We start from the raw sequence: 17902 nt of genomic DNA on the forward strand, positions 1-17902 counted from the left end.
TTCCCGGCCGTTCTGATCCGGCCCGGTAGGGCCGGATCATCAGGACAGCAGGTCAGACCGTCGTCGTCGCGCGGCGGAGCTGGAAGGTCAGGCCCAGCTCGGCGTCGCTGTGGGCGGGGAGGTCGTCGGCGCCGCCCTCGGTGAGGGAGACGGCGAGGACCTCGTCGGCCACCGCCTGCCCCTGCGTCCGCAGCGCCTCGGCGAGGTCGGCGTCGCCGGTGGACCACCACACGTCGATCCGGTCGGTGATCGACAGGCCGGTGGACTTGCGGGTGTCCTGGAGCAGGCGGATGACGTCGCGGATCAGGCCCGAGCGGCGCAGCTCGTCGGTGATGGTCAGGTCGAGGGCGACGGTCTCACCGGCGCCGGCCTCCACCGCCCAGCCGGACCTGGGCTGCTCGGTGACGATCACGTCGTCGGCGCCGAGCTCCACGCCGCCCAGCTCTCCCGCGTCCACCGAGACCGGCGAGCCGGTACGGAGCGCGCGGGCGAGCTCGGCGGGGTCGGCGGCGGTGACGGCCGAGGCGACCAGCTTGGTCTGCGAGCCGAACCGCTTGCCCAGCGCGCGGAAGTTGGGCTTCACGGTGAAGGACACCAGGTCCGCCCCGATCCCCGACAGGTCCTCCAGGTCCTTCACGTTGAGCTCGTCGGCGATGAGCTCGCGCAGCTCGGGGGAGAGCGCGGCCCAGCCGGGGGCGCCGACCAGGGCGCGGCCGAGCGGCTGGCGGGTCTTGACCCCGCTGGAGGCGCGGGCCGAGCGGCCCAGCTCCACCAGGCGGCGGACCAGCGCCATCCGCTCGGACAGCTCCGTGTCCAGCAGCTCGCCGTTGACCTCGGGCCAGCCGGCCAGGTGGACCGAAGAGGGGGCCTCGGCGTCGCGGAGCACGTCCCAGACGTAGTCGGTGGTGAACGGCACCACCGGGGCCATCAGCCGGGTGACGGTCTCCAGGCACTCGTACAGCGTGGCGAACGCGGCGGGGTCGCCGGTCCAGAAGCGGCGGCGGGAGCGGCGCACGTACCAGTTGGACAGGTCGTCGAGGAACTCGGCGAGGCGCCGGCCGACGCGGGCGGTGTCGAAGACGTCCAGCGACGCGGTGACCTCGGCCACGGTCCGGTGCAGCTCGGCGAGGGCCCAGCGGTCGATCAGCGGGCGCTCGTCGTAGGCGGGCGCCTCGGCGAGCCGGGCCGGCGACCAGGACTCGGTGTTGGCGTACAGGGTGAAGAACGACGTGGTGTTCCAGTAGGTGAGCAGGACCTTGCGGACGATCTCCTCCAGGGCGCCGTGTCCCACCCTGCGGGCCGCCCACGGCGAGCCGGAGCAGGCCATGTACCAGCGCAGCGCGTCGGCGCCGTGCTGGTCCATCAGCGGCATCGGCTTGAGCACGTTGCCCAGGTGCTTGCTCATCTTGCGGCCGTCCTCGGCCAGGATCAGGCCGAGGCAGAGCACGTTCTCGTACGAGGACCTGCCGAAGACGAGCGTGCCGACCGCCATCAGCGAGTAGAACCAGCCGCGGGTCTGGTCGGTGGCCTCGCAGATGAACTGCGCGGGGTAGGCCTTGGCGAGCATCTCCTCGTTCAGGTACGGGGCGCCCCACTGGGCGAACGGCATCGAGCCGGAGTCGTACCAGGCGTCGATCACGTCGGGCACCCGGCGCGCCTCCTCGCCGCAGGTGGGGCAGGGCAGCGTGACGTCGTCGACGTAGGGGCGGTGCGGGTCGAGCGCGGAGACGTCCTGGCCGGACAGGCGGCCCAGCTCGTCCAGCGAGCCGACGCAGGTGACGTGCGACTCGTCGGCCGTGCAGACCCACAGGGGCAGCGGGGTGCCCCAGTAGCGCGAGCGCGACAGCGACCAGTCGACGTTGTTGCGCAGCCACTCGCCGAAGCGGCCCCACTTGATCGTCTCGGGGTACCAGCTGGTCTTCTCGTTCTCGGCGAGGAGCTGGTCCTTGATCGCGGTGGTGCGGATGTACCAGGCGGGGAGGGCGTAGTAGAGCAGCGCGGTGTGGCAGCGCCAGCAGTGCGGGTAGCTGTGCTCGAAGTGGCTGCCCCGGTAGAGCAGGCCGCGCTCGCGCAGGTCGGCGGTGAGCCCCTCGTCGGCGTCCTTGAAGAACTCGCCGCCGACCTGGGGCACGTTGTCGAGGAACCGGCCGTCGGGGCCGATCGGGTTGACCACGGGCAGCCCGTACCGCTTGCAGGTCGTCATGTCGTCGGCGCCGAAGGCGGGCGCCTGGTGGACCAGGCCGGTGCCGTCCTCGGTGGTGACGTAGTAGCCGAGCACCACGTAGTGCGCGCCGGGGATGTCGACCAGCTCGAAGGGCCGCGTGTAGGTGGTGTGCTCCAGGTCGGCGCCCTGGAAGGCGGCCAGCACCTCGGCGTCCTCGCCCAGCGCGGCGGCCAGCAGCGGCTCGGCCACCACCAGGACCTCGTCGGACCCGGCGGGGCGGGCCGCGACGTAGGTCACGTCGGGGTGGACGGCCACGGCGGTGTTGGAGACCAGGGTCCACGGCGTGGTGGTCCAGATCAGCAGCGAGGCGCCGAGGTCGGCGAGCGGTCCCGAGGTCGCGGGCATGCGGACGTAGACCGACGGGCTGGTGACGGTCTCGTAGCCGCCCGGCTGGCCCAGCTCGTGGTCGGACAGGCCGGTGCCGCAGCGGGGGCAGTACGGGGTGATGCGGAAGTCGCGGGTGAGCAGGTCCTTGTCGAAGATGACCTTGAGCGACCACCAGACGGACTCCACGTAGGCCGGGTCCATCGTGCGGTAGGCCTGGGACAGGTCGATCCAGTACCCCATCCGCTCGGTCATCTCCTCGAAGGCGTCCACGTGCTTCAGCACGGACTCGCGGCACCGGTCGTTGAACTCGGCGATGCCGTACGCCTCGATCTCCTTCTTGCCGGAGAGGCCGAGTTCCTTCTCGACGGCGACCTCGACGGGCAGGCCGTGGCAGTCCCAGCCCGCCTTGCGGGGCACGTTGAAGCCGCGCATCGACTTGTAGCGGGGGAAGAGGTCCTTGAAGACGCGGGCCTCGACGTGGTGGACGCCGGGCATGCCGTTGGCGGTGGGCGGGCCCTCGTAGAAGACCCAGTTGGGGCCGCCGGCGTTCTGCTCGACCGAGCGCTCGAAGATCTTGCCGTCCCGCCAGCGGTCGAGAACCTCGTGCTCAAGCGCGGGAAGATCGACCTGCGCAGGGAGAGAACGGAAATAGGCGGACATGATGGGCTGGACCTCCACGCTGGAACGGCTGTGGCGTGGAGGGACGAGGCCGTCGGACCCCGCGGTACCACCCTCCTTGACCTCGCGCGCGCAAGGCCCTCTTCCTTCGGTCTGCTGCCGGGTCTACTGGGCCGCCGCGAGCCTCTGGCGGGTCGTCGCGGCCGTTCTTCCGGCGGCTCCGGGGTGATCGTGCCTTCGCGCCTCGCCCCGGGCTCGCACCGTCCCCGGGTCGCTCGTGCGAGGTGATGCGGAGGTTGCTGTCCCCATCAACGCCTTGCAGGCTCCACACGATAACGCACCCGACCCCCGGAAGCTTCCCCGTATTGAGGTCCGCTGGGCGGAATCAGGGGGAAGCGACCGGATGTTACGGGAGTGGTAAAGATTGCGGCGGGTCGTTTGCCGTTCTGTTATGGGCGACCTAAGCTGCCCGCACCGTTTACCACATTGGAGACGGTCCATCGAACAAGGAGGCCGCCATGGCCGCGACCGTGCGCGCAGACAACAGCGCGGTGGCGCCGTCCCAGGACGGCGCCGTCGTCACCTGGTCGGCCGAGGAGCTGAAGGAGGTCCGCGGGCAGCTCGCCGCGGAGATCCACGAGCTCACCGCGGAGATCGCCAAGGCCGAGACGGAGATCGCGTCCAGCGACGTCACCGACGGTGCGGGAGACGATCAGGCCGACGCCGGAGCCCGGACGTATGAACGCGAGCGCGAAATCGCCCTTACCCTGAACTCGCGCGACCTGGTCGCGCAGAACGAGCGAGCGATCGCCCGGATCGACGCGGGGACCTACGGAGTGTGCGAATCGTGCCATCAGCCGATCGGAAAGGAGCGCCTGCAGGCGTTTCCGAGGGCGACGCTGTGCGTGGCCTGCAAGCAGCGGGAGGAGCGCCGCTGACCGGCGACATCGAGGAGGGGGCGGCTCCGGCCGCCCCGCTCCCGAGGCGGCGGCGGATCGCCGTGCTCGCGACGATCGTCCCCATCGTCTACGCCCTCGACCTCGCCACGAAGACCCTCGTGCTGAGGACCCTGGAGGGCAGGGAGCCGCTCGTCGTCATCCCGGACCTCCTCCAGTTCCGGGTGATCTTCAATTCGGGGGCCGCCTTCAGTCTCGGCACCGGGATGACGATCGTCTTCACCTGTGTCGCGGCCGTCGTCGTGGTGGCGATCCTGCGCACCGCGCGCAACCTGCGCAGCCTGCCCTGGGCGATCACGCTGAGCCTGCTGCTGGGCGGGGCGCTCGGCAACCTCACCGACCGGATCTTCCGCTGGCCCTCGGGCTTCGGCCCCGGCAGGCCCTCGCCGCTCCAGGGGCACGTGGTCGACTTCATCGAGACCTTCCCCGGTCACTTCCCGGTCTGGAACATCGCCGACTCGGCGATCGTCTGCGGCGGCATCCTGGCGGTCCTCCTCGCCTGGCGGGGCTACCAGATCGACGGCACGCGCGACACGGGATCCGCGAAGACCACCAAGACCGCCACAACCACGAAGGAAGGCAAGGAGAACAGCGATGGCTGACCGGCGAAGCCTCCCCGTCCCCGACGGGCTGGAGGGCGAGCGCCTCGACGCCGCCCTGTCACGCCTGTTCGGCCTCTCCCGCACGCGCGCGGCGGAGCTGATCGTCGCTGGCGACGTGCTGGTCGACGGCTCGACCGCGATCAAGTCCGACCGGGTCCACGGCGGCGCGTGGCTGGAGGTCACCCTCCCGCCGCCGCCCACCACGCCGATGCCGGTGGCCGAGCCGGTGCCGGGCATGCAGATCGTGTACGAGGACGACGACATCGTCGTCGTCAACAAGCCCATCGGCGTGGCCGCCCACCCGACGACCGGCTGGACCGGGCCCACCGTGATCGGCGGCCTGCTGGGCACCGGCCACCGGGTGTCGACCAGCGGCGCGGCCGAGCGCCAGGGCATCGTGCACCGGCTGGACGCCAACACCACCGGCGCGATGGTCGTGGCCAAGAGCGAGCACGCCTACTCCCACCTGAAGCGGGCCTTCAAGGAGCGTACGGTCGACAAGCGCTACCACGCGCTGGTCCAGGGCCACCCCGACCCGCACCGCGGCACCGTGGACGCGCCGATCGACCGCCACCCCGTCGGCGACGGCCGCTGGGCGGTCGTGGCCGGGGGCAAGGACTCGGTCACCCACTACGACACGATCGAGGCGTTCCGCGCGGCGTCGCTGCTGGACATCAAGCTGGAGACGGGCCGCACCCACCAGATCCGGGTCCACATGTCGGCGCTGCGCCACCCGTGCGTCGGCGACATGCTGTACGGGGCCGACCCCACCCTGGCCGCGCGCCTGGGGGTGGGCCGGCAGTGGCTGCACGCGGTCTCGCTGGCCTTCGAGCACCCCACCACCGGAGAGTGGGTCTCCTTCAGCACCGCCTACCCCGACGACCTGGCCCGCGCCCTGGAGATCGTCGCCGCCGAGTCCTAGCGCGGCTCACCGGTCACGGCCTCGACGCGCCCCGGGGGTCGTGCCGGGCGCGGCCGTCGCGGCGTGGTCCGCTGGTCTTCGCGTCGGCGTGCCTCAGGATTCGGCGTGCCTCAGGGGTCGGCGTGCCTCAGGGGCTCGTGTCGAGCGCGGCCGTCCCGGCGCCGGGGTCGACCTGGTCGGGTGAGTCGCCCTGCTGACCCTCGCCCGGGGTGTCTTCCTGCCCCGAGCCCTCGCCGCTCCCGTCGCCCTGGTCCCCTTCCGGCTCCTGCTCGGCGGGGTTCTCCTCGGGCTCCTGGGAGGGCTGCTGGGAGGGTTTGCCCGTCGGCTTGGACGAGGGCTCGCCCGTCGGCCTGTCCCGTGGGGCGGGGTCGCCGTTCCCCGACCTCTCCGGGGCCGGACGGTCGTAGGTCCCCCCGTCCTGGCCGTTCCGGGTGGGTTCGTCGCGCGCGGGGACCTTCGCCTGCTCCGCCTCCTTCGATGGCTTCCCCTTGTCGGGTGCCACGCTGGAGGAGGTCGGCGGCTCCTTGGGGCCCTGGGACGGGGAGTTGGCGGCGACCCACGCCAGTCCTCCCGCGGTCACGGCGATGGCGAGCGCCGCCGCGACCAGGGCGGCCATCGCCGGGCGCCGTCTCCCGGAGGAGGCCGGGACCGGCTCGGCTTCCGGCCCGGACCAGGTCGACGCGGGCGGCATGGGCGGCATGGCCCCGGCCGGAGCGGTGGGAGCGCCGTTCGGGATCGCGGCGGCCACGGGGACCACCGGGTAGGGCCCGCTCGACCGCCCAGAGCGCGCCTCGGCCGGCGTCTCGACGGGCAGCTCCGCGGACAGGTCGACGGGCAGCTCGATGGGCATGGTCGGCTGCGGCGCGGTGCCGTTCACCAGCGAGGTCAGATGGACCTGCACCTCGCGGGCGGACATGCGCCGCGCGGGATCCTTGTGGAGCAGGCCGTAGATCACCGGGGCGAGCGGTCCGGCGAAGCGCATCGGTGACGGCTCCTGGTGCATGACGGCGCTGAGCGTCGCCAGCGGGTGGGCCCGCTCGAAGGGGGAGCGCCCCTCGACGGCCACGTAGAGCGTCACTCCGAGCGACCACAGGTCGGAGGCGAACTCGGCCGGACCGCCGCTCGCCCGCTCCGGCGCGATGAACGCCGGGGTGCCGATGAGCGAACCGGTCCTGGTGATCGACGAGTCGCCCTCCAGGACGGCGATGCCGAAGTCGGTGAGCACGGCCCGCCCGTCCGCGGCGATCAGCACGTTGTCCGGCTTCACGTCGCGGTGCAGGACGCCCGCGTGGTGGGCGGCGAGCAGCGCGCTCATCACCTCCAGCCCGATCCGCGCCACCCGCATCGGCGGCAGCGGCCCGTCCTCCCTGATCACCGCTCCGAGCGTGCGGGAGTCGACCAGCTGCATGACGATCCAGGGGCGCCCCTGCTCCTCGATCACGTCGTAGACCGTCGCCACCCCCGGGTGCCCGATCCGCCCGGCGGCACGGGCCTCCCTGAGGGTTCGTACGGTGAAGACCTCGCGTTCGGGGCCGGTGAGGTCGGGGGAGGGGATGACCTCCTTGATCGCCACCTCGCGGCCGAGGACCTCGTCGCGCGCTCGCCAGACCGTTCCCATGCCTCCTCGTCCGATGCGTTCGAGCAGGCGGTAGCGGGCTCCGATGATTCCCTGAGAATCGGTCATGTGGTGGCGAGTACCCCGGATTTACGATGGCATTCAGAAAAGTTTACGCAGACCAGCGTATATGTCCTCGTTCGCTCATGAACGCGGCCACGAATCCGGTGCTGTGCTCACCGGCCGCGAACCCCGGTTGTGCGAGCAGGTCGCGCAGCAGCGGGATGGTGGTGACCACCCCCGGCCCCTCCACGGCGAACTCGGCGAGCGCGCGGTCGGCCCTGGCGATGGCCTCCCGCCGGGTGGGCGCCCAGACGACCAGTTTCGCGATCAGCGAGTCGTAGTCCGGCGGTATCGCGTCGCCCTGGGCGAACCCGGAGTCGACCCGCACGCCGGGCCCGCCGGGCGGGCGGAAGACCGCCAGGCGGCCGGGGGCGGGACGGAACCCCGCGCGGGGGTCCTCGGCGTTCACCCGGCACTCGATAGCCGCGCCGGTGAGGCGGACCTGCTCCTGGGTGAAGGACAGGCGCTCGCCCGCGGCCACCCGGATCTGCTCCCTGACCAGGTCGATCCCGGTGAGCATCTCGGTGACAGGGTGCTCGACCTGGATGCGGGCGTTGATCTCCATGAAGGTCGCCTCCCCGCCCCGGCCGACCAGGAACTCCATCGTCCCCGCGCCGGTGTAGCCGACGTGCCGCGCGCCGGCCACCGCGTACTCGCCGAGCCGCGCGCGCACCTCCTCGGGCAGCGCGGGGGAGGGCGCCTCCTCGACGAGTTTCTGGTTGCGCCGCTGCAGCGAGCAGTCGCGCTCTCCCAGGTGTACGACGGTCCCGGCGGAGTCTCCCAGCAACTGCACCTCCACGTGGCGGGCCACGGGCACGAACCGCTCGATGTAGACGTCGCCGTTGCCGAACATCTGCCGGGCGAACGCGGTGGTGCGCCGGTGGACGTCGCGAAGCTCGGCCCGGTCGCGCGCCACCTCGATGCCCCGCCCGCCGCCGCCCGCGGCGGCCTTCACGATGACCGGGTAGCCGATCTCGGCGCCGATCCGCTCGGCCTCGGCCACCGAGGGCACGGCGCCGTCGCTGCCGGGCAGGACGGGCAGTCCGGCCTCGGCCATCAGGGAACGCACCCGGGCCTTGTCGCCGACGCACTCCATGACCTCGGGAGCGGGACCGACGAAGGTGATCCCGTTGTCCGCGCAGACCCGGGCGAAGTCGGCGTCCTCCGACAGGAAGCCGTAGCCCGGGTGGATCGCCTCCGCCCCGGTCTGCAGCGCCGCCTCGATGACGGCGGGCACGGAGAGGTAGCTGCGCCGCGCCGGGGCCGGGCCGATGTGGACGGCCCTGTCGGCGTAGGCCACGAACCGGGCGTCCCGGTCGGCGGTGGAGTACACGGCGACGGTCTCGATGCCCATCTCGCGGCAGGTCCTGGCCACGCGCAGCGCGATCTCACCCCGGTTGGCGATGAGCATCCTCGAGAAACTCATGCGTCGCCCGTCCGCAGCCGTACCAGGACCTGCCCGTACTCCACCGGCTCGCCGTCGCCCGCGACCACCTCGACGACCTCGCCCGCGTGCCCGGCGACGACCGGGTTCATCAGCTTCATCGCCTCGACGACGCCGACCGTCTGACCGGCGTCCACCCGGTCGCCCGGCTGCACGAAGGGCGGGGCCCCCGGCTCGGCGGCGACGTAGAAGGTGCCGACCAGGGGAGCGGTCACCGCGTACGGCGAGGAGTGCTCCCGCGTCCCGTCGAGGGGGCCGGGCCCCGCAGGTCGCGTGGCCCGCCCGGTGACGGCCTGTTCTGGGACGGCCGCGGCGACGGGCCGCGCGTCCGGCGCGGCGGGCCGCGGGAAGGCCCAGGTCACCTCCAGGGCGCACTCGCCCAGGCGCAGGGAGATGGCCGCCAGCGGGCCGGGAACGGTCTTGACGAGGTTGCCGGCCTCCTCGCGCAGCAGCCGCATCGCCGCGTGCGGGTCCTCCCCGGAGCCGGATCTCCCGGCGGCCTCGGAGGCCGGCCTCCCTGTGGTGCCGGAAGCCGGTGTCCCGGCCGTCTCGGGGATCGGTCTCACCGCCGTCTCGGGGGCCGGTCTCCCGGAGGTCTCGGGGGCCGGTCCGCGGGCGGTCCGCTCATCCACCTTCGATCACTCCCAGCCCGCGGAACCTCTCGTGGCGGTGCTTGCGCAGCTCGTCGCCGCTCAGCCCGGACAGTTCGCGCAGCGACTCCAGGACGGCCGCCTTGAGCGCGTCCATCGCAGCCACCGGATCCTCCTGCGCGCCGCCCCGCGGCTCGGGCACGACGCCGTCGACGACGCCGAGCCGCAGCAGCTCCGGCGCGGTGATCCGCAGGGACTCGGCCAGCTCGGGAGCGTGCGAGGGGTCGCCGTACAGGATCGTCGAGCAGCTCTCCGGGCTGATCACCGAGTAGACGGCGTGGCGCAGCATCAGCACCCGGTTGGCCACCGCCAAGGCGAGCGCCCCGCCGCTGCCGCCCTCTCCGACCACGGTCGCGACCACCGGGACCGACAGCTCCGACATGCCGGCCAGGCACTCGGCGATCGCCCAGGACTGGCCGCGTTCCTCGGCTCCGACGCCGGGGGCCGCGCCCTGGGTGTCGACGAGGGTCACCACCGGCAGGCCGAGCCGGTCGGCCAGCGACATCAGCCGCAGCGCCTTGCGGTACCCCTCGGGGTGGGCGAGGCCGAAGTTCCTGGCGACCAGCTCCGAGGTGTCGTGGCCCTTCTGGTGGCCGATGACCATCACCGGCGTCCCGTCGATCAGGCCGGTGCCGCCGACGATCGCCGGATCGTCGCCGTGCGCGCGGTCGCCGTGGAGCTCCACGAAGTCCGAGCACAGGTGCCAGATGTAGTCGAGGGCGGTCGGGCGCCGGGTGTCGCGGGCCAGCCGCACGGTCTCCCGGGCGGACGGCGCGCCGGACAGCTCGCCCGGGTCGCGGATCACCGCCGCGGGCCCGCCGGAAGGCGGCTCGGGGGCGTGCCCGGGAGAGGCGGCTCCGCCGGTCGTGGAGAGCAGCCGGGCGAGCAGGGGGCGCAGGCCGTCGCGGGGTTCGACCCGGTCGAGCATGCCTCGCGCGGCGAGGTATTCGGCGCTCTGGAATCCCCGGGGGAGCTTCTCGCGGGTCGCCGAGGCGATGACGCGCGGCCCGGCGAAGCCGACGAGCGCGCCGCGCTCGGCGACCAGCACGTCCCCGAGGGTGGCGAACGAGGCGGTGACCCCGCCGAAGGTGGGGTCGGTCAGCACGCAGACGCTGAGCACGCCCGCTCGCCGCAGCCGCCGCATCGCCTGGGCGGTCTTGCCCATCTGCATCAGGGACAAGCCGCCCTCCTGCATGCGGGCGCCGCCGGAGGCGACCGCCAGGACCAGCGGGACGCGCTCGTCCAGGGCCCGCTCGCAGGCGCGGGTGACGGCCTCGCCGACGGCCGAGCCCATGCTGCCGCCGAGGAAGGAGAAGTCCATGACGGCGACGACCACGCGGTGGCCGCCGACGGTCGCGGTGCCGTGCAGGACGGCGTCGTCCAGGCCGGTGCGCACGCGCGCCTGGGCCAGGCGCTCGGGGTAGGGCCGGGAGTCGGTGAAGCCCAGCGGGTCGCCGCCGCGCACCTGCGCGGCGGCGCGGAAGGAGCCGTCGTCCACCAGCGTGCGAAGCCGCTCGACGGCGCTCAGCCGGTGGTGGTGACCGCACTCGGGACAGACGCGCTGCGTGCGGGCCAGGCGGGGGGCGTAGACGATGGCCGCGCAGCCGGGGCAGCGCGCCCACAGTCCGGGAGCGGTGGCCGGTGCGGCGGGTGCGGCGGCGGGTGAGATCGTCACAGGGCGCGCTCCTCGGGGGTCCAGTGGTAGAACCGCCGCGCCATCGCGTCGGCGGGGCCGCGCCAGGTGTCCGGGTCGTACGGCCTGACGTGCGGGTCGAGGTCCCCGCTCAGCCGCAGGAAGTCCTCCCGCCCGCGGGCGAGCGCCATCGCCTCGGCGGCGGAGCCCTCGAACTCGACGTGGTGAAGGTAGAGGTCCCGGTAGAGGAACAGGTCGCGACGCGTCACCCCGAGCGCGCGGGGGAGCTCGCCGGCGTCGGACTCGCCGAAGAGGCGGGAGACCTCGCCGGAACCGCCGGGGCTGAGGCGGGCGACGATCAGGATCTGGTCGGGCACGGGCACTCCTCGGTGGCCGGTCGATCGGGTCTGTCCCACCGTAGGAACGCGGCCCGGCCGGTGTCGCCCGCCGCCGGCGTGAACCCGGCGCTCCTCCGGGGAGGGGACCGTCTCCCTCCCCGAGGGGAGCCGGGCCGCTTCCGTGAGGGCCCGGGGGGAGCCGGTCGGCCTGTGTGCGCGCCGGGGAGCCGGGTTGCCCGTGTGGGGCTCCGCGAGGAGCCGGGCCGCCCGCGTGGAGTCGCGGGGTCTCGAGAGAGCCGGTTCGCTTTCGCGAGGGCGGGACGGCCCGCGCTCGCGGGGGGCCGGGCGCGGGACGGCCGCCTCCCTCCGGGGGGCGGCCGCCTTCGGGCGCCGGGGTCGCGTCAGCCCCGGGGGGTGGCCGCGACCAGGCCGTTCTCGTACGCGAAGATCACGATCTGCACGCGGTCGCGCACGCCGAGCTTCTGGTAGAGATGCTGGACGTGCGACTTGATCGTGCTGTCGCCGAGCACGAGCGCGCGGGCGATCTCGTCGTTGCCGTACCCCCGTACGAGCAGCTGGAACACCTCGCGCTCCCGCTCGGTGAGCTGGCCGAGCACGGCGGTCGGCGCGGCCGAGAGCACCGGGCGCCTGGCGAACTCGTCGATGAGCTTGCGCGTCACCGAGGGCGACAGCAGGGCGTCGCCCTCGGCGACCTCGCGCACGGCGTCGACCAGGCGGTCGGTGGGCGTGTGCTTGAGGATGAAGCCGCTGGCCCCGCTGCGCAGCGCCTCGAAGACGTGCTCGTCCTGGTCGTAGATGGTCAGGATGACGACCTTCGCGGGATAGTCGGCACCCAGCTTGCAGATCTCCCTGGTGGCGGTGATGCCGTCCATGCGCGGCATGTTGATGTCCATCAGCACGACGTCCGGGCGGAGCGTCTTGACCGACTGCACCGCCTGCACCCCGTGCCGTGCCTCCCCGACCACCACGATGTCCGGCACCCCGTCGAAGATGGCGTGCAGGCCGCTGCGGATCAGCGGCTGGTCGTCGGCGATCAGGACGCGGATCTTCCGCATGGCTGGTCCTCTCCGGAGATGGCGGAGGTCACCGGAATGACGGCCCGGGTGACGAAACCGCCCCCGGTCAGCGGCCCCGACTCCAGGTGGCCTCCCTGCTCGGCGACGCGTTCCGACAGGCCGTGCAGCCCCGTGCCGCCCTGCGTGCGGGGGAGGGGCATGGCCACCGCCATCACACCGGGGGAGCGCGTCTCGTTGATCACCGAGACGCTCAGCTTCTCGCCGAAGCCGACCTCCAGGTGGACCGGGCCGGTGTTGTGCTTGAGCGCGTTCGTCAGGGCCTCCTGGGCGACGCGGAACGCCGTCCGGGCGACCTCGGGCGGCACGTGGCGTTCGGCGGCGACGTTGCGCAGCCGCACGACCAGGTCGGGAAAGGGATAGTGCCCGGCGAGCTCGGTCAGCCTGGTCGACAGGAGCACGCCGTCGTCGTGGTGCCGCGGTTCCTCCCCGAGGGGGAGGCCGGGCCTCCCCCTCGGGGGAGACGGCTCGTGCCGCAGGTCGGCCAGGGTCCCTCGCAGGTCGGCCAGGGTCGCCTGGACCGTCTCCTCGATGATCTGGGCCACGTGGCGGGCCGTCGCCGGTGAGCCGGTCAGCCGCCGGGCCTGGAGGGCGATGACGGTCAGGCCGTGGCCCACGCCGTCGTGCAGGTCGCGGGCGATCCGGCGCCGTTCGTGAAGTGTCGCGGCGCTCTCGCTCCTGGCCAGCATGGACCTGGTGTGCCGGCGGGTGCCGAGTGTGGACGACACGACGGCCAGGAGCGCCGCCACCGTCGAGCACAGCAGGTCGGTCCAGCTCAGCTCTGAGATGAGGTAGCCGAGGAAGGTGCTCATCGGACCCACCCCGTTGGGATCCGCTGAGATCGGCTACGTGCTGAAGATGAGAGGTGCTTGCTTTCTTGGGTTGTTTTGCCCCGTCGTTCCCCCATGAAAGGTGAGCGTAGTCAGAAAAAGTGACTATATCAAGCAAATTATATGGGCTGTCACAGACTCCATTAAGATTCTATTCTTTGACTAATGAGGGCGTCTACCGGGCTTCAGCCGGATGTCTTCGGCCGCACGTCGGGGGTGTGACGGTGCCTCTCTGGTACGCGTCACCCGGCCGTTCTATGGGTTCTCACAGGGTTACCTCAGGGGTTCCTAAGAAATAGCCGGATAAATCACATCATTTGCGACCGTTCGGCGCGCGGGCGAGATATTCGCGAGTCCCGGCGCCCGCGATTTCGTCAACAAGCTTTTCAGTAGAAAGAAAAGCAAATGGTTGCTTGGTGAACGTGGCCCTGTCCCGCGCGGGCAGGCGGCAGGGGAGGAGCCGCGGGCTCCCGCCCGTGGCGGAGAGGGCCCCACCACCGGGGGAGCGCAGGTCCGGCCGCGGGGCGGAAGACAGCCGGGCCCCCCGCGAACAGGCTGTTCCCGAAGGCGGCGGACGGCCGCCCCCGACCCAGGGAAGCCCGATGCAACGCTACGCGATCACCTTCCAGATCAGGCCCGGTGCGGAGGCGGCGGTGAGGGAACTGCTGTCGAGCTACGACCCTCCCGAGTGGGAGACCCCCGACGGCACCCGGCTGCTGAGCACCTCGATCTTCATGAAGGGCACCACGGTCATCCGTGTCATCGAGATCGACGGCAACCTGCCGAGCGTGATGGCACACCTGTCCAGGCAGCCGGGCATCCAGAGGCTGGAGCGCGAGCTGGACGGCTACCTCGCGGTCCCGCGCGACATGGGCGCCCCCGACGGCGCGAGGGCCTTCTTCCTGTCGGCCCTGATGGACCACGTGACCACCCGGGTCGCGGAGCCGGTCCGATGACCGCCCCCGCCCTCATCGTCACCGGGGCCACCGGGCAGCTCGCCGAGGCTGTGGTCGAGCTGCTCGGCGCCAGGGGCGACCGGCTGCTGCTCACCGGCCGCGACAAGGACCGCCTCGCCCTGCTGGAGGGGCGGCACGGCGTCGCCGGGCGCGTCGAGACGCTCGCCACGGACGTCTCCGACCCCGAGGGCGCCCGCCTGGCCGCCGAGGAGGCGGTCAGGCGCTTCGGCAGGCTCGACGGGCTGGTCCACATGGTCGGCGGCTTCCGGGCCGGGCCGCTGTTCCTGACGGACGCCGGCGTCTACGAGCGGATGCTGCGCGACAACTTCCTGTCGGCCGTCACCGCCACCCAGGCGGTCCTGCCGCACCTGACCGAGGGCGCGCGGCTGGTCTACTTCAGCACCCCGCTCGCCGGCGAGCCGCTGCCCGCGCTGTCGGCGTACGCCGCGGCGAAGGCGGCCCTGGTCGCCTGGGTCCGCTCCATCGCGCACGAGGTGAAGCGGGGCGGCATCCACGCCAACACGATCGTCATGACCATGGCCGACACCCCCGGCAAGCGCCGGGAACGCCCGGGGATGAACTTCGACCACACCGTCACCCCCGACCTGGTCGCCAGGGTCGTGGCCTTCCTGACCAGCGAGGCCTCCGACGGCCTGTACGGGAGCTGCGTGCCGGTGCTGGGCAGGTTCGAGTTCGGCTCGGAACTCGGAGGCGGGCCGCCGCCCGGGGTGGGGGGTCCCCGGTGAGGGCCCGGATCGTTTTCCTGGTCAGGGTGCTCGCCGGGCGGCGGGAGGACTTCCTGGCCGCCTACGAGAAGATCCGGTACGAGGTCTCCGGCGGCGTACCGGGGCACCTCAAGGACCAGGTCTGCCAGTCGGCCACCGACCCCGAGCAGTGGCTGATCACCAGCGAGTGGCGCCGGTTGGCCGACTTCCTCGCCTGGGAGGCCACCGAGGAGCACCGCGAGCTCGTCCGGCCGATGCGGGAGTGCCTGAGCGGGGCCCGCTCCCTGCGCTTCCTGATCAGGGCGGAGACGGAGGCGGGCGCGCCGGCCGGAACCTCACCCGAAGCCGGAACCTCACCCGAAGCCGAAGCGGAGACGGAGGCGGAGGCGGAGGCGGAGGCCGAGCCCGCCGCGGGGGCCGTCGCGCGGGGGCCCGCGTGAGGGTGGTCGTCGTCGGGGGAGGCATCGGCGGGCTGACCGCCGCACTGGCGCTGCGGGCCGCGGGAGCGGAGGTCAGCGTGCACGAACGCGCCCCCGGGACGCGCGCGGCACGGGCGGGGCACGGGCTGGTGCTCTGGCACAACGCCGTGCTGGCGCTGCGCGGGCTCGGGCTGGAGCCCGGGGTGCGCAAGATCGGTCACGAGTTGCACCGGCACCTGTTCAGGGACGCGCGCGGACGCCGGATCGCGGAGTGGTCCATGGCGCGCATGGCCGGGCCTCTCGGCGCCCCCGTCTACGGCGTCAGCCGCCCCGGACTGCACGACCTCCTCGCCGGCCAGGTGGGGGACGACCTCGTGACGGGCTCCCGCTTCACCGGCCTCACCGTGGAGGGCGACCGTGTCGTCGCCCGGTTCGGCGACGGCCGCGAGGAGCGGGCCGACCTGCTCGTCGGCGCGGACGGGCTGCGCTCGGCCGTACGCGCCGCGCTGCTCCCCGGGGACCCGCCGCCCCGCTACGCCGGGTTCACCGCCTTCCAGGGGGTGATCCGGCTGCCGGGTTCCGGGGTGCCCGCGAACACTTTCCTCAGCACGTGGGGACGCGGCCGGTGGTTCGTCTGCTACCGGCTCGCCGACGACCACGTCTACTGGGACGGGGTGCTCGGCGACCGGATCGCCCCGAGGCTCGGGGTGAGCGCCCTCGACATGCTGGCCGCGGAGTTCGCCGGCTGGCCCGATCCGGTTCCCGGCCTGATCGCGGCCACCGGGGCGGACGACGTCACCCCGGTGCACGTCTTCGACCGGCCCCCGCTGCGGCGCTGGAGCCACGGCCCGGTGACGCTGCTGGGCGACGCGGCCCACCCCATGACGTTCAACCTCGGCCAGGGCGCGGGCCAGGCGATCGAGGACGCCCTCGTGCTGGCCGACGAGCTCACCGGCGGCGACGTGCCGCGGGCGCTGGCCGCCTACGAGGCGCGGCGGGTGGACCGCACCGCCCGCATGGTCCGGCGGTCGCGGGCCAACGGCGAGCTCACCCGCTGGCGGCACCCGCTCGCCTGCGCGGCGCGCGACGCGTTCATGCGCCTCACCTTCGACCGGCTGGTCTACCGCGAGACCTACCGGCTGACCATGGCCGTCGACTTCACCGCAGACAGGAGCGAGGAATGACCCGACCCACCGGACACCCCGGCCCGCCCGCCGGCGTGAGCCGCACCGCGGTGGTGACAGCCCAGGCCAGGGAGGCCGAGAGCGCGCGCCCCGACCGGCTCTTCGACGACCCGCTGGCCGGACCGCTCGCCGACGCCGCGGGGCGGGTCACCGGGATCAGCGAGGCGGGCCGCCGCGCCGGGGAGCACTTCGTCCTGCGCACCCGCTTCTTCGACGACCGGCTGCGCGAGGCCGCGGCGGCGGGACGGCGGCAGGTGGTCCTGCTCGCCGCAGGCCTCGACACCCGCGCCTTCCGGCTCGAATGGCCCGAGGGCACCCGCCTGTTCGAGCTCGACCTGCCGGACCTGGTCTCCCGCAAGGAGAAGGCGCTGGCCGGCCAGGGCGCCCGGCCCGCCTGCGACCGTACGGTCGTCCCCGCCGACCTGCGCGAGGACTGGTCGTCGCCGCTGCTGGCCGCGGGCCTCGACCCCGGCGAGCCGATCGCCTGGCTGATCGAGGGCGTGCTGATGTACCTCACGCCGGAAGACGGCGCGCGCGTCCTCGGCGAGGTCTCCGGGCTGTCGCTCCCCGGCAGCAGGCTCGCCGTCGAGCACGTCAACCGGGCGTACGCCGACCTGCCGCAGATGCGGCCCGCGATGAGCAGGCTCGCCTCCACCCAGGCCGCCTGGCGGTCCGCCGTGGAGGACCCGGAGACGTGGCTCGCCGGGTACGGCTGGCGTGCCACGGTGACCCACCAGGCCGACCTCGCCCGGAGGCTGGGGCGTCCGGTCCCCGCGATGGCGGACCCGCGGGAGGTCGGCTCGGCACGCATCTGGCTCGTCGACGCCGTACGCGACGACGGCCGGCCCCCGGGGGCACCGGCCTGAGCCTCCCGGTACGCCTTTCGGCACCACCGCGACGGCGGCGGGCACCGCAGAGACATCGACCCGCACCGCCGCGACGGCGGCAGGCACCACCGCGACACCTCCCGCACCACCGCGACGGGCGGGGCCCAAGACACCGGCAGGCACCCCACAGACACCGACACCGACCGACGACAGGAAGCGACGACGATGCCATTCACCGACGAGAACGTGCGCGAACTGCTGCTCGCCGTGGGCCTGGACCCCGCGGCCGGGGACGACGCCCTGGAGCTCAGCTTCGACGAGCTGGACCTCGACTCGCTGGCCCGGGTGGAGATCGCCACCCGGATCCAGGACCGGTTCGGCGTGGACGTGGAGGAACAGCTGACGGCCGAGGCCACGCCGTCCCTGATGAGAGCACTCGTGACCGAGCGGCTGGCCGCGACCGGCGTCTGAGAGG

General features: G+C 73.0%; 17 protein-coding genes. 9 read left to right on the plus strand and 8 right to left on the minus strand.

Annotated elements, in window-relative coordinates; all coding sequences use genetic code 11:
• Positions 1 to 52: 52 nt before the first annotated feature.
• On the minus strand, positions 53 to 3211 hold the full coding sequence (gene ileS, locus AC5L38_RS06610) for an isoleucine--tRNA ligase (protein WP_495241845.1): 3159 nt from the start codon (positions 3209 to 3211) through the stop codon (positions 53 to 55).
• 476 nt (positions 3212 to 3687) lie between these two features.
• Between ileS and AC5L38_RS06615 the strand changes: the two genes are divergently transcribed.
• Genes AC5L38_RS06615 through AC5L38_RS06625 form a run of 3 tightly spaced genes read left to right on the plus strand, consistent with a single transcriptional unit; the run spans position 3688 to position 5649 of the window.
• Positions 3688 to 4107 carry a TraR/DksA family transcriptional regulator gene (locus tag AC5L38_RS06615; RefSeq protein WP_495241846.1) on the plus strand — a complete coding sequence of 140 codons (420 nt, stop codon included), beginning with the start codon at positions 3688 to 3690 and terminating at the stop codon, positions 4105 to 4107.
• Positions 4071 to 4727, plus strand: a complete 657-nt coding sequence (locus tag AC5L38_RS06620) for a signal peptidase II (RefSeq protein WP_495241847.1) — start codon at positions 4071 to 4073, stop codon at positions 4725 to 4727. The genes AC5L38_RS06615 and AC5L38_RS06620 overlap by 37 nt, the downstream gene beginning before the upstream one ends.
• Positions 4720 to 5649, plus strand: coding sequence for an RluA family pseudouridine synthase (locus AC5L38_RS06625; RefSeq protein ID WP_495241848.1), 930 nt, complete (start codon positions 4720 to 4722; stop codon positions 5647 to 5649). Before AC5L38_RS06620 ends, AC5L38_RS06625 begins: the two co-directional genes overlap by 8 nt.
• A 127-nt stretch (positions 5650 to 5776) precedes the next feature.
• Here the strand turns inward: AC5L38_RS06625 and AC5L38_RS06630 are convergent, their stop codons facing one another.
• The 7 genes from AC5L38_RS06630 to AC5L38_RS06660 all read right to left on the minus strand — a co-directional run bounded on the left by AC5L38_RS06630 (position 5777) and on the right by AC5L38_RS06660 (position 13298).
• Positions 5777 to 7333, minus strand: a complete 1557-nt coding sequence (locus AC5L38_RS06630) for a serine/threonine-protein kinase (RefSeq protein WP_495241849.1) — start codon at positions 7331 to 7333, stop codon at positions 5777 to 5779.
• A gap of 43 nt (positions 7334 to 7376) precedes the next feature.
• On the minus strand, positions 7377 to 8753 hold the full coding sequence (locus AC5L38_RS06635; RefSeq protein WP_495241850.1) for an acetyl-CoA carboxylase biotin carboxylase subunit: 1377 nt from the start codon (positions 8751 to 8753) through the stop codon (positions 7377 to 7379).
• Positions 8750 to 9403: an acetyl-CoA carboxylase biotin carboxyl carrier protein gene (locus AC5L38_RS06640; RefSeq protein WP_495241851.1), complete on the minus strand. Its 654-nt coding sequence runs from the start codon at positions 9401 to 9403 to the stop codon at positions 8750 to 8752. Before AC5L38_RS06640 ends, AC5L38_RS06635 begins: the two co-directional genes overlap by 4 nt.
• Positions 9396 to 11096 (minus strand): acetyl-CoA carboxylase carboxyltransferase subunit alpha, encoded by a 1701-nt coding sequence (locus tag AC5L38_RS06645; protein WP_495241852.1) that lies wholly within the window; start codon positions 11094 to 11096, stop codon positions 9396 to 9398. The genes AC5L38_RS06640 and AC5L38_RS06645 overlap by 8 nt, the downstream gene beginning before the upstream one ends.
• Positions 11093 to 11431, minus strand: a complete 339-nt coding sequence (locus tag AC5L38_RS06650; RefSeq protein ID WP_495241853.1) for a TcmI family type II polyketide cyclase — start codon at positions 11429 to 11431, stop codon at positions 11093 to 11095. The genes AC5L38_RS06645 and AC5L38_RS06650 overlap by 4 nt, the downstream gene beginning before the upstream one ends.
• Before the next feature lie 362 nt (positions 11432 to 11793).
• The gene (locus tag AC5L38_RS06655; RefSeq protein ID WP_495241854.1) at positions 11794 to 12468 is read right to left on the minus strand and encodes a response regulator; all 675 of its coding nucleotides are present in this window, start codon (positions 12466 to 12468) and stop codon (positions 11794 to 11796) included.
• Positions 12447 to 13298: a sensor histidine kinase gene (locus AC5L38_RS06660; RefSeq protein ID WP_495241855.1), complete on the minus strand. Its 852-nt coding sequence runs from the start codon at positions 13296 to 13298 to the stop codon at positions 12447 to 12449. The genes AC5L38_RS06655 and AC5L38_RS06660 overlap by 22 nt, the downstream gene beginning before the upstream one ends.
• A gap of 620 nt (positions 13299 to 13918) precedes the next feature.
• On the opposite strand from AC5L38_RS06660, the gene AC5L38_RS06665 reads away from it, so the two are divergent.
• From AC5L38_RS06665 to AC5L38_RS06690, 6 genes are all read left to right on the plus strand, one after another.
• Positions 13919 to 14272, plus strand: a complete 354-nt coding sequence (locus AC5L38_RS06665) for a SchA/CurD-like domain-containing protein (protein WP_495241856.1) — start codon at positions 13919 to 13921, stop codon at positions 14270 to 14272.
• Positions 14269 to 15018: an SDR family oxidoreductase gene (locus AC5L38_RS06670; protein WP_495241857.1), complete on the plus strand. Its 750-nt coding sequence runs from the start codon at positions 14269 to 14271 to the stop codon at positions 15016 to 15018. The genes AC5L38_RS06665 and AC5L38_RS06670 overlap by 4 nt, the downstream gene beginning before the upstream one ends.
• Positions 15015 to 15437, plus strand: coding sequence for an antibiotic biosynthesis monooxygenase family protein (locus AC5L38_RS06675; protein ID WP_495241858.1), 423 nt, complete (start codon positions 15015 to 15017; stop codon positions 15435 to 15437). Before AC5L38_RS06670 ends, AC5L38_RS06675 begins: the two co-directional genes overlap by 4 nt.
• Positions 15434 to 16600, plus strand: coding sequence for an FAD-dependent monooxygenase (locus AC5L38_RS06680; RefSeq protein WP_495241859.1), 1167 nt, complete (start codon positions 15434 to 15436; stop codon positions 16598 to 16600). The genes AC5L38_RS06675 and AC5L38_RS06680 overlap by 4 nt, the downstream gene beginning before the upstream one ends.
• Positions 16597 to 17466, plus strand: coding sequence for an SAM-dependent methyltransferase (locus AC5L38_RS06685; RefSeq protein ID WP_495241860.1), 870 nt, complete (start codon positions 16597 to 16599; stop codon positions 17464 to 17466). The genes AC5L38_RS06680 and AC5L38_RS06685 overlap by 4 nt, the downstream gene beginning before the upstream one ends.
• Positions 17467 to 17652: 186 nt before the next feature.
• Positions 17653 to 17898: a phosphopantetheine-binding protein gene (locus AC5L38_RS06690; protein ID WP_495241861.1), complete on the plus strand. Its 246-nt coding sequence runs from the start codon at positions 17653 to 17655 to the stop codon at positions 17896 to 17898.
• Positions 17899 to 17902 lie beyond the last annotated feature (4 nt).

The organism is Streptosporangium nanhuense (assembly GCF_059358815.1).

Excerpts from the sequence above, each read along its gene's own strand:
- ileS (WP_495241845.1), bottom strand. The coding sequence starts at position 3,211 with ATGTCCGCCTATTTCCGTTCTCTCCCTGCGCAGGTCGATCTTCCCGCG.
- AC5L38_RS06615 (WP_495241846.1), top strand. The coding sequence starts at position 3,688 with ATGGCCGCGACCGTGCGCGCAGACAACAGCGCGGTGGCGCCGTCCCAG.
- AC5L38_RS06625 (WP_495241848.1), top strand. The coding sequence starts at position 4,720 with ATGGCTGACCGGCGAAGCCTCCCCGTCCCCGACGGGCTGGAGGGCGAG.
- AC5L38_RS06630 (WP_495241849.1), bottom strand. The coding sequence starts at position 7,333 with ATGACCGATTCTCAGGGAATCATCGGAGCCCGCTACCGCCTGCTCGAA.
- AC5L38_RS06635 (WP_495241850.1), bottom strand. The coding sequence starts at position 8,753 with ATGAGTTTCTCGAGGATGCTCATCGCCAACCGGGGTGAGATCGCGCTG.
- AC5L38_RS06655 (WP_495241854.1), bottom strand. The coding sequence starts at position 12,468 with ATGCGGAAGATCCGCGTCCTGATCGCCGACGACCAGCCGCTGATCCGC.
- AC5L38_RS06660 (WP_495241855.1), bottom strand. The coding sequence starts at position 13,298 with ATGAGCACCTTCCTCGGCTACCTCATCTCAGAGCTGAGCTGGACCGAC.
- AC5L38_RS06665 (WP_495241856.1), top strand. The coding sequence starts at position 13,919 with ATGCAACGCTACGCGATCACCTTCCAGATCAGGCCCGGTGCGGAGGCG.
- AC5L38_RS06670 (WP_495241857.1), top strand. The coding sequence starts at position 14,269 with ATGACCGCCCCCGCCCTCATCGTCACCGGGGCCACCGGGCAGCTCGCC.
- AC5L38_RS06685 (WP_495241860.1), top strand. The coding sequence starts at position 16,597 with ATGACCCGACCCACCGGACACCCCGGCCCGCCCGCCGGCGTGAGCCGC.
- AC5L38_RS06690 (WP_495241861.1), top strand. The coding sequence starts at position 17,653 with ATGCCATTCACCGACGAGAACGTGCGCGAACTGCTGCTCGCCGTGGGC.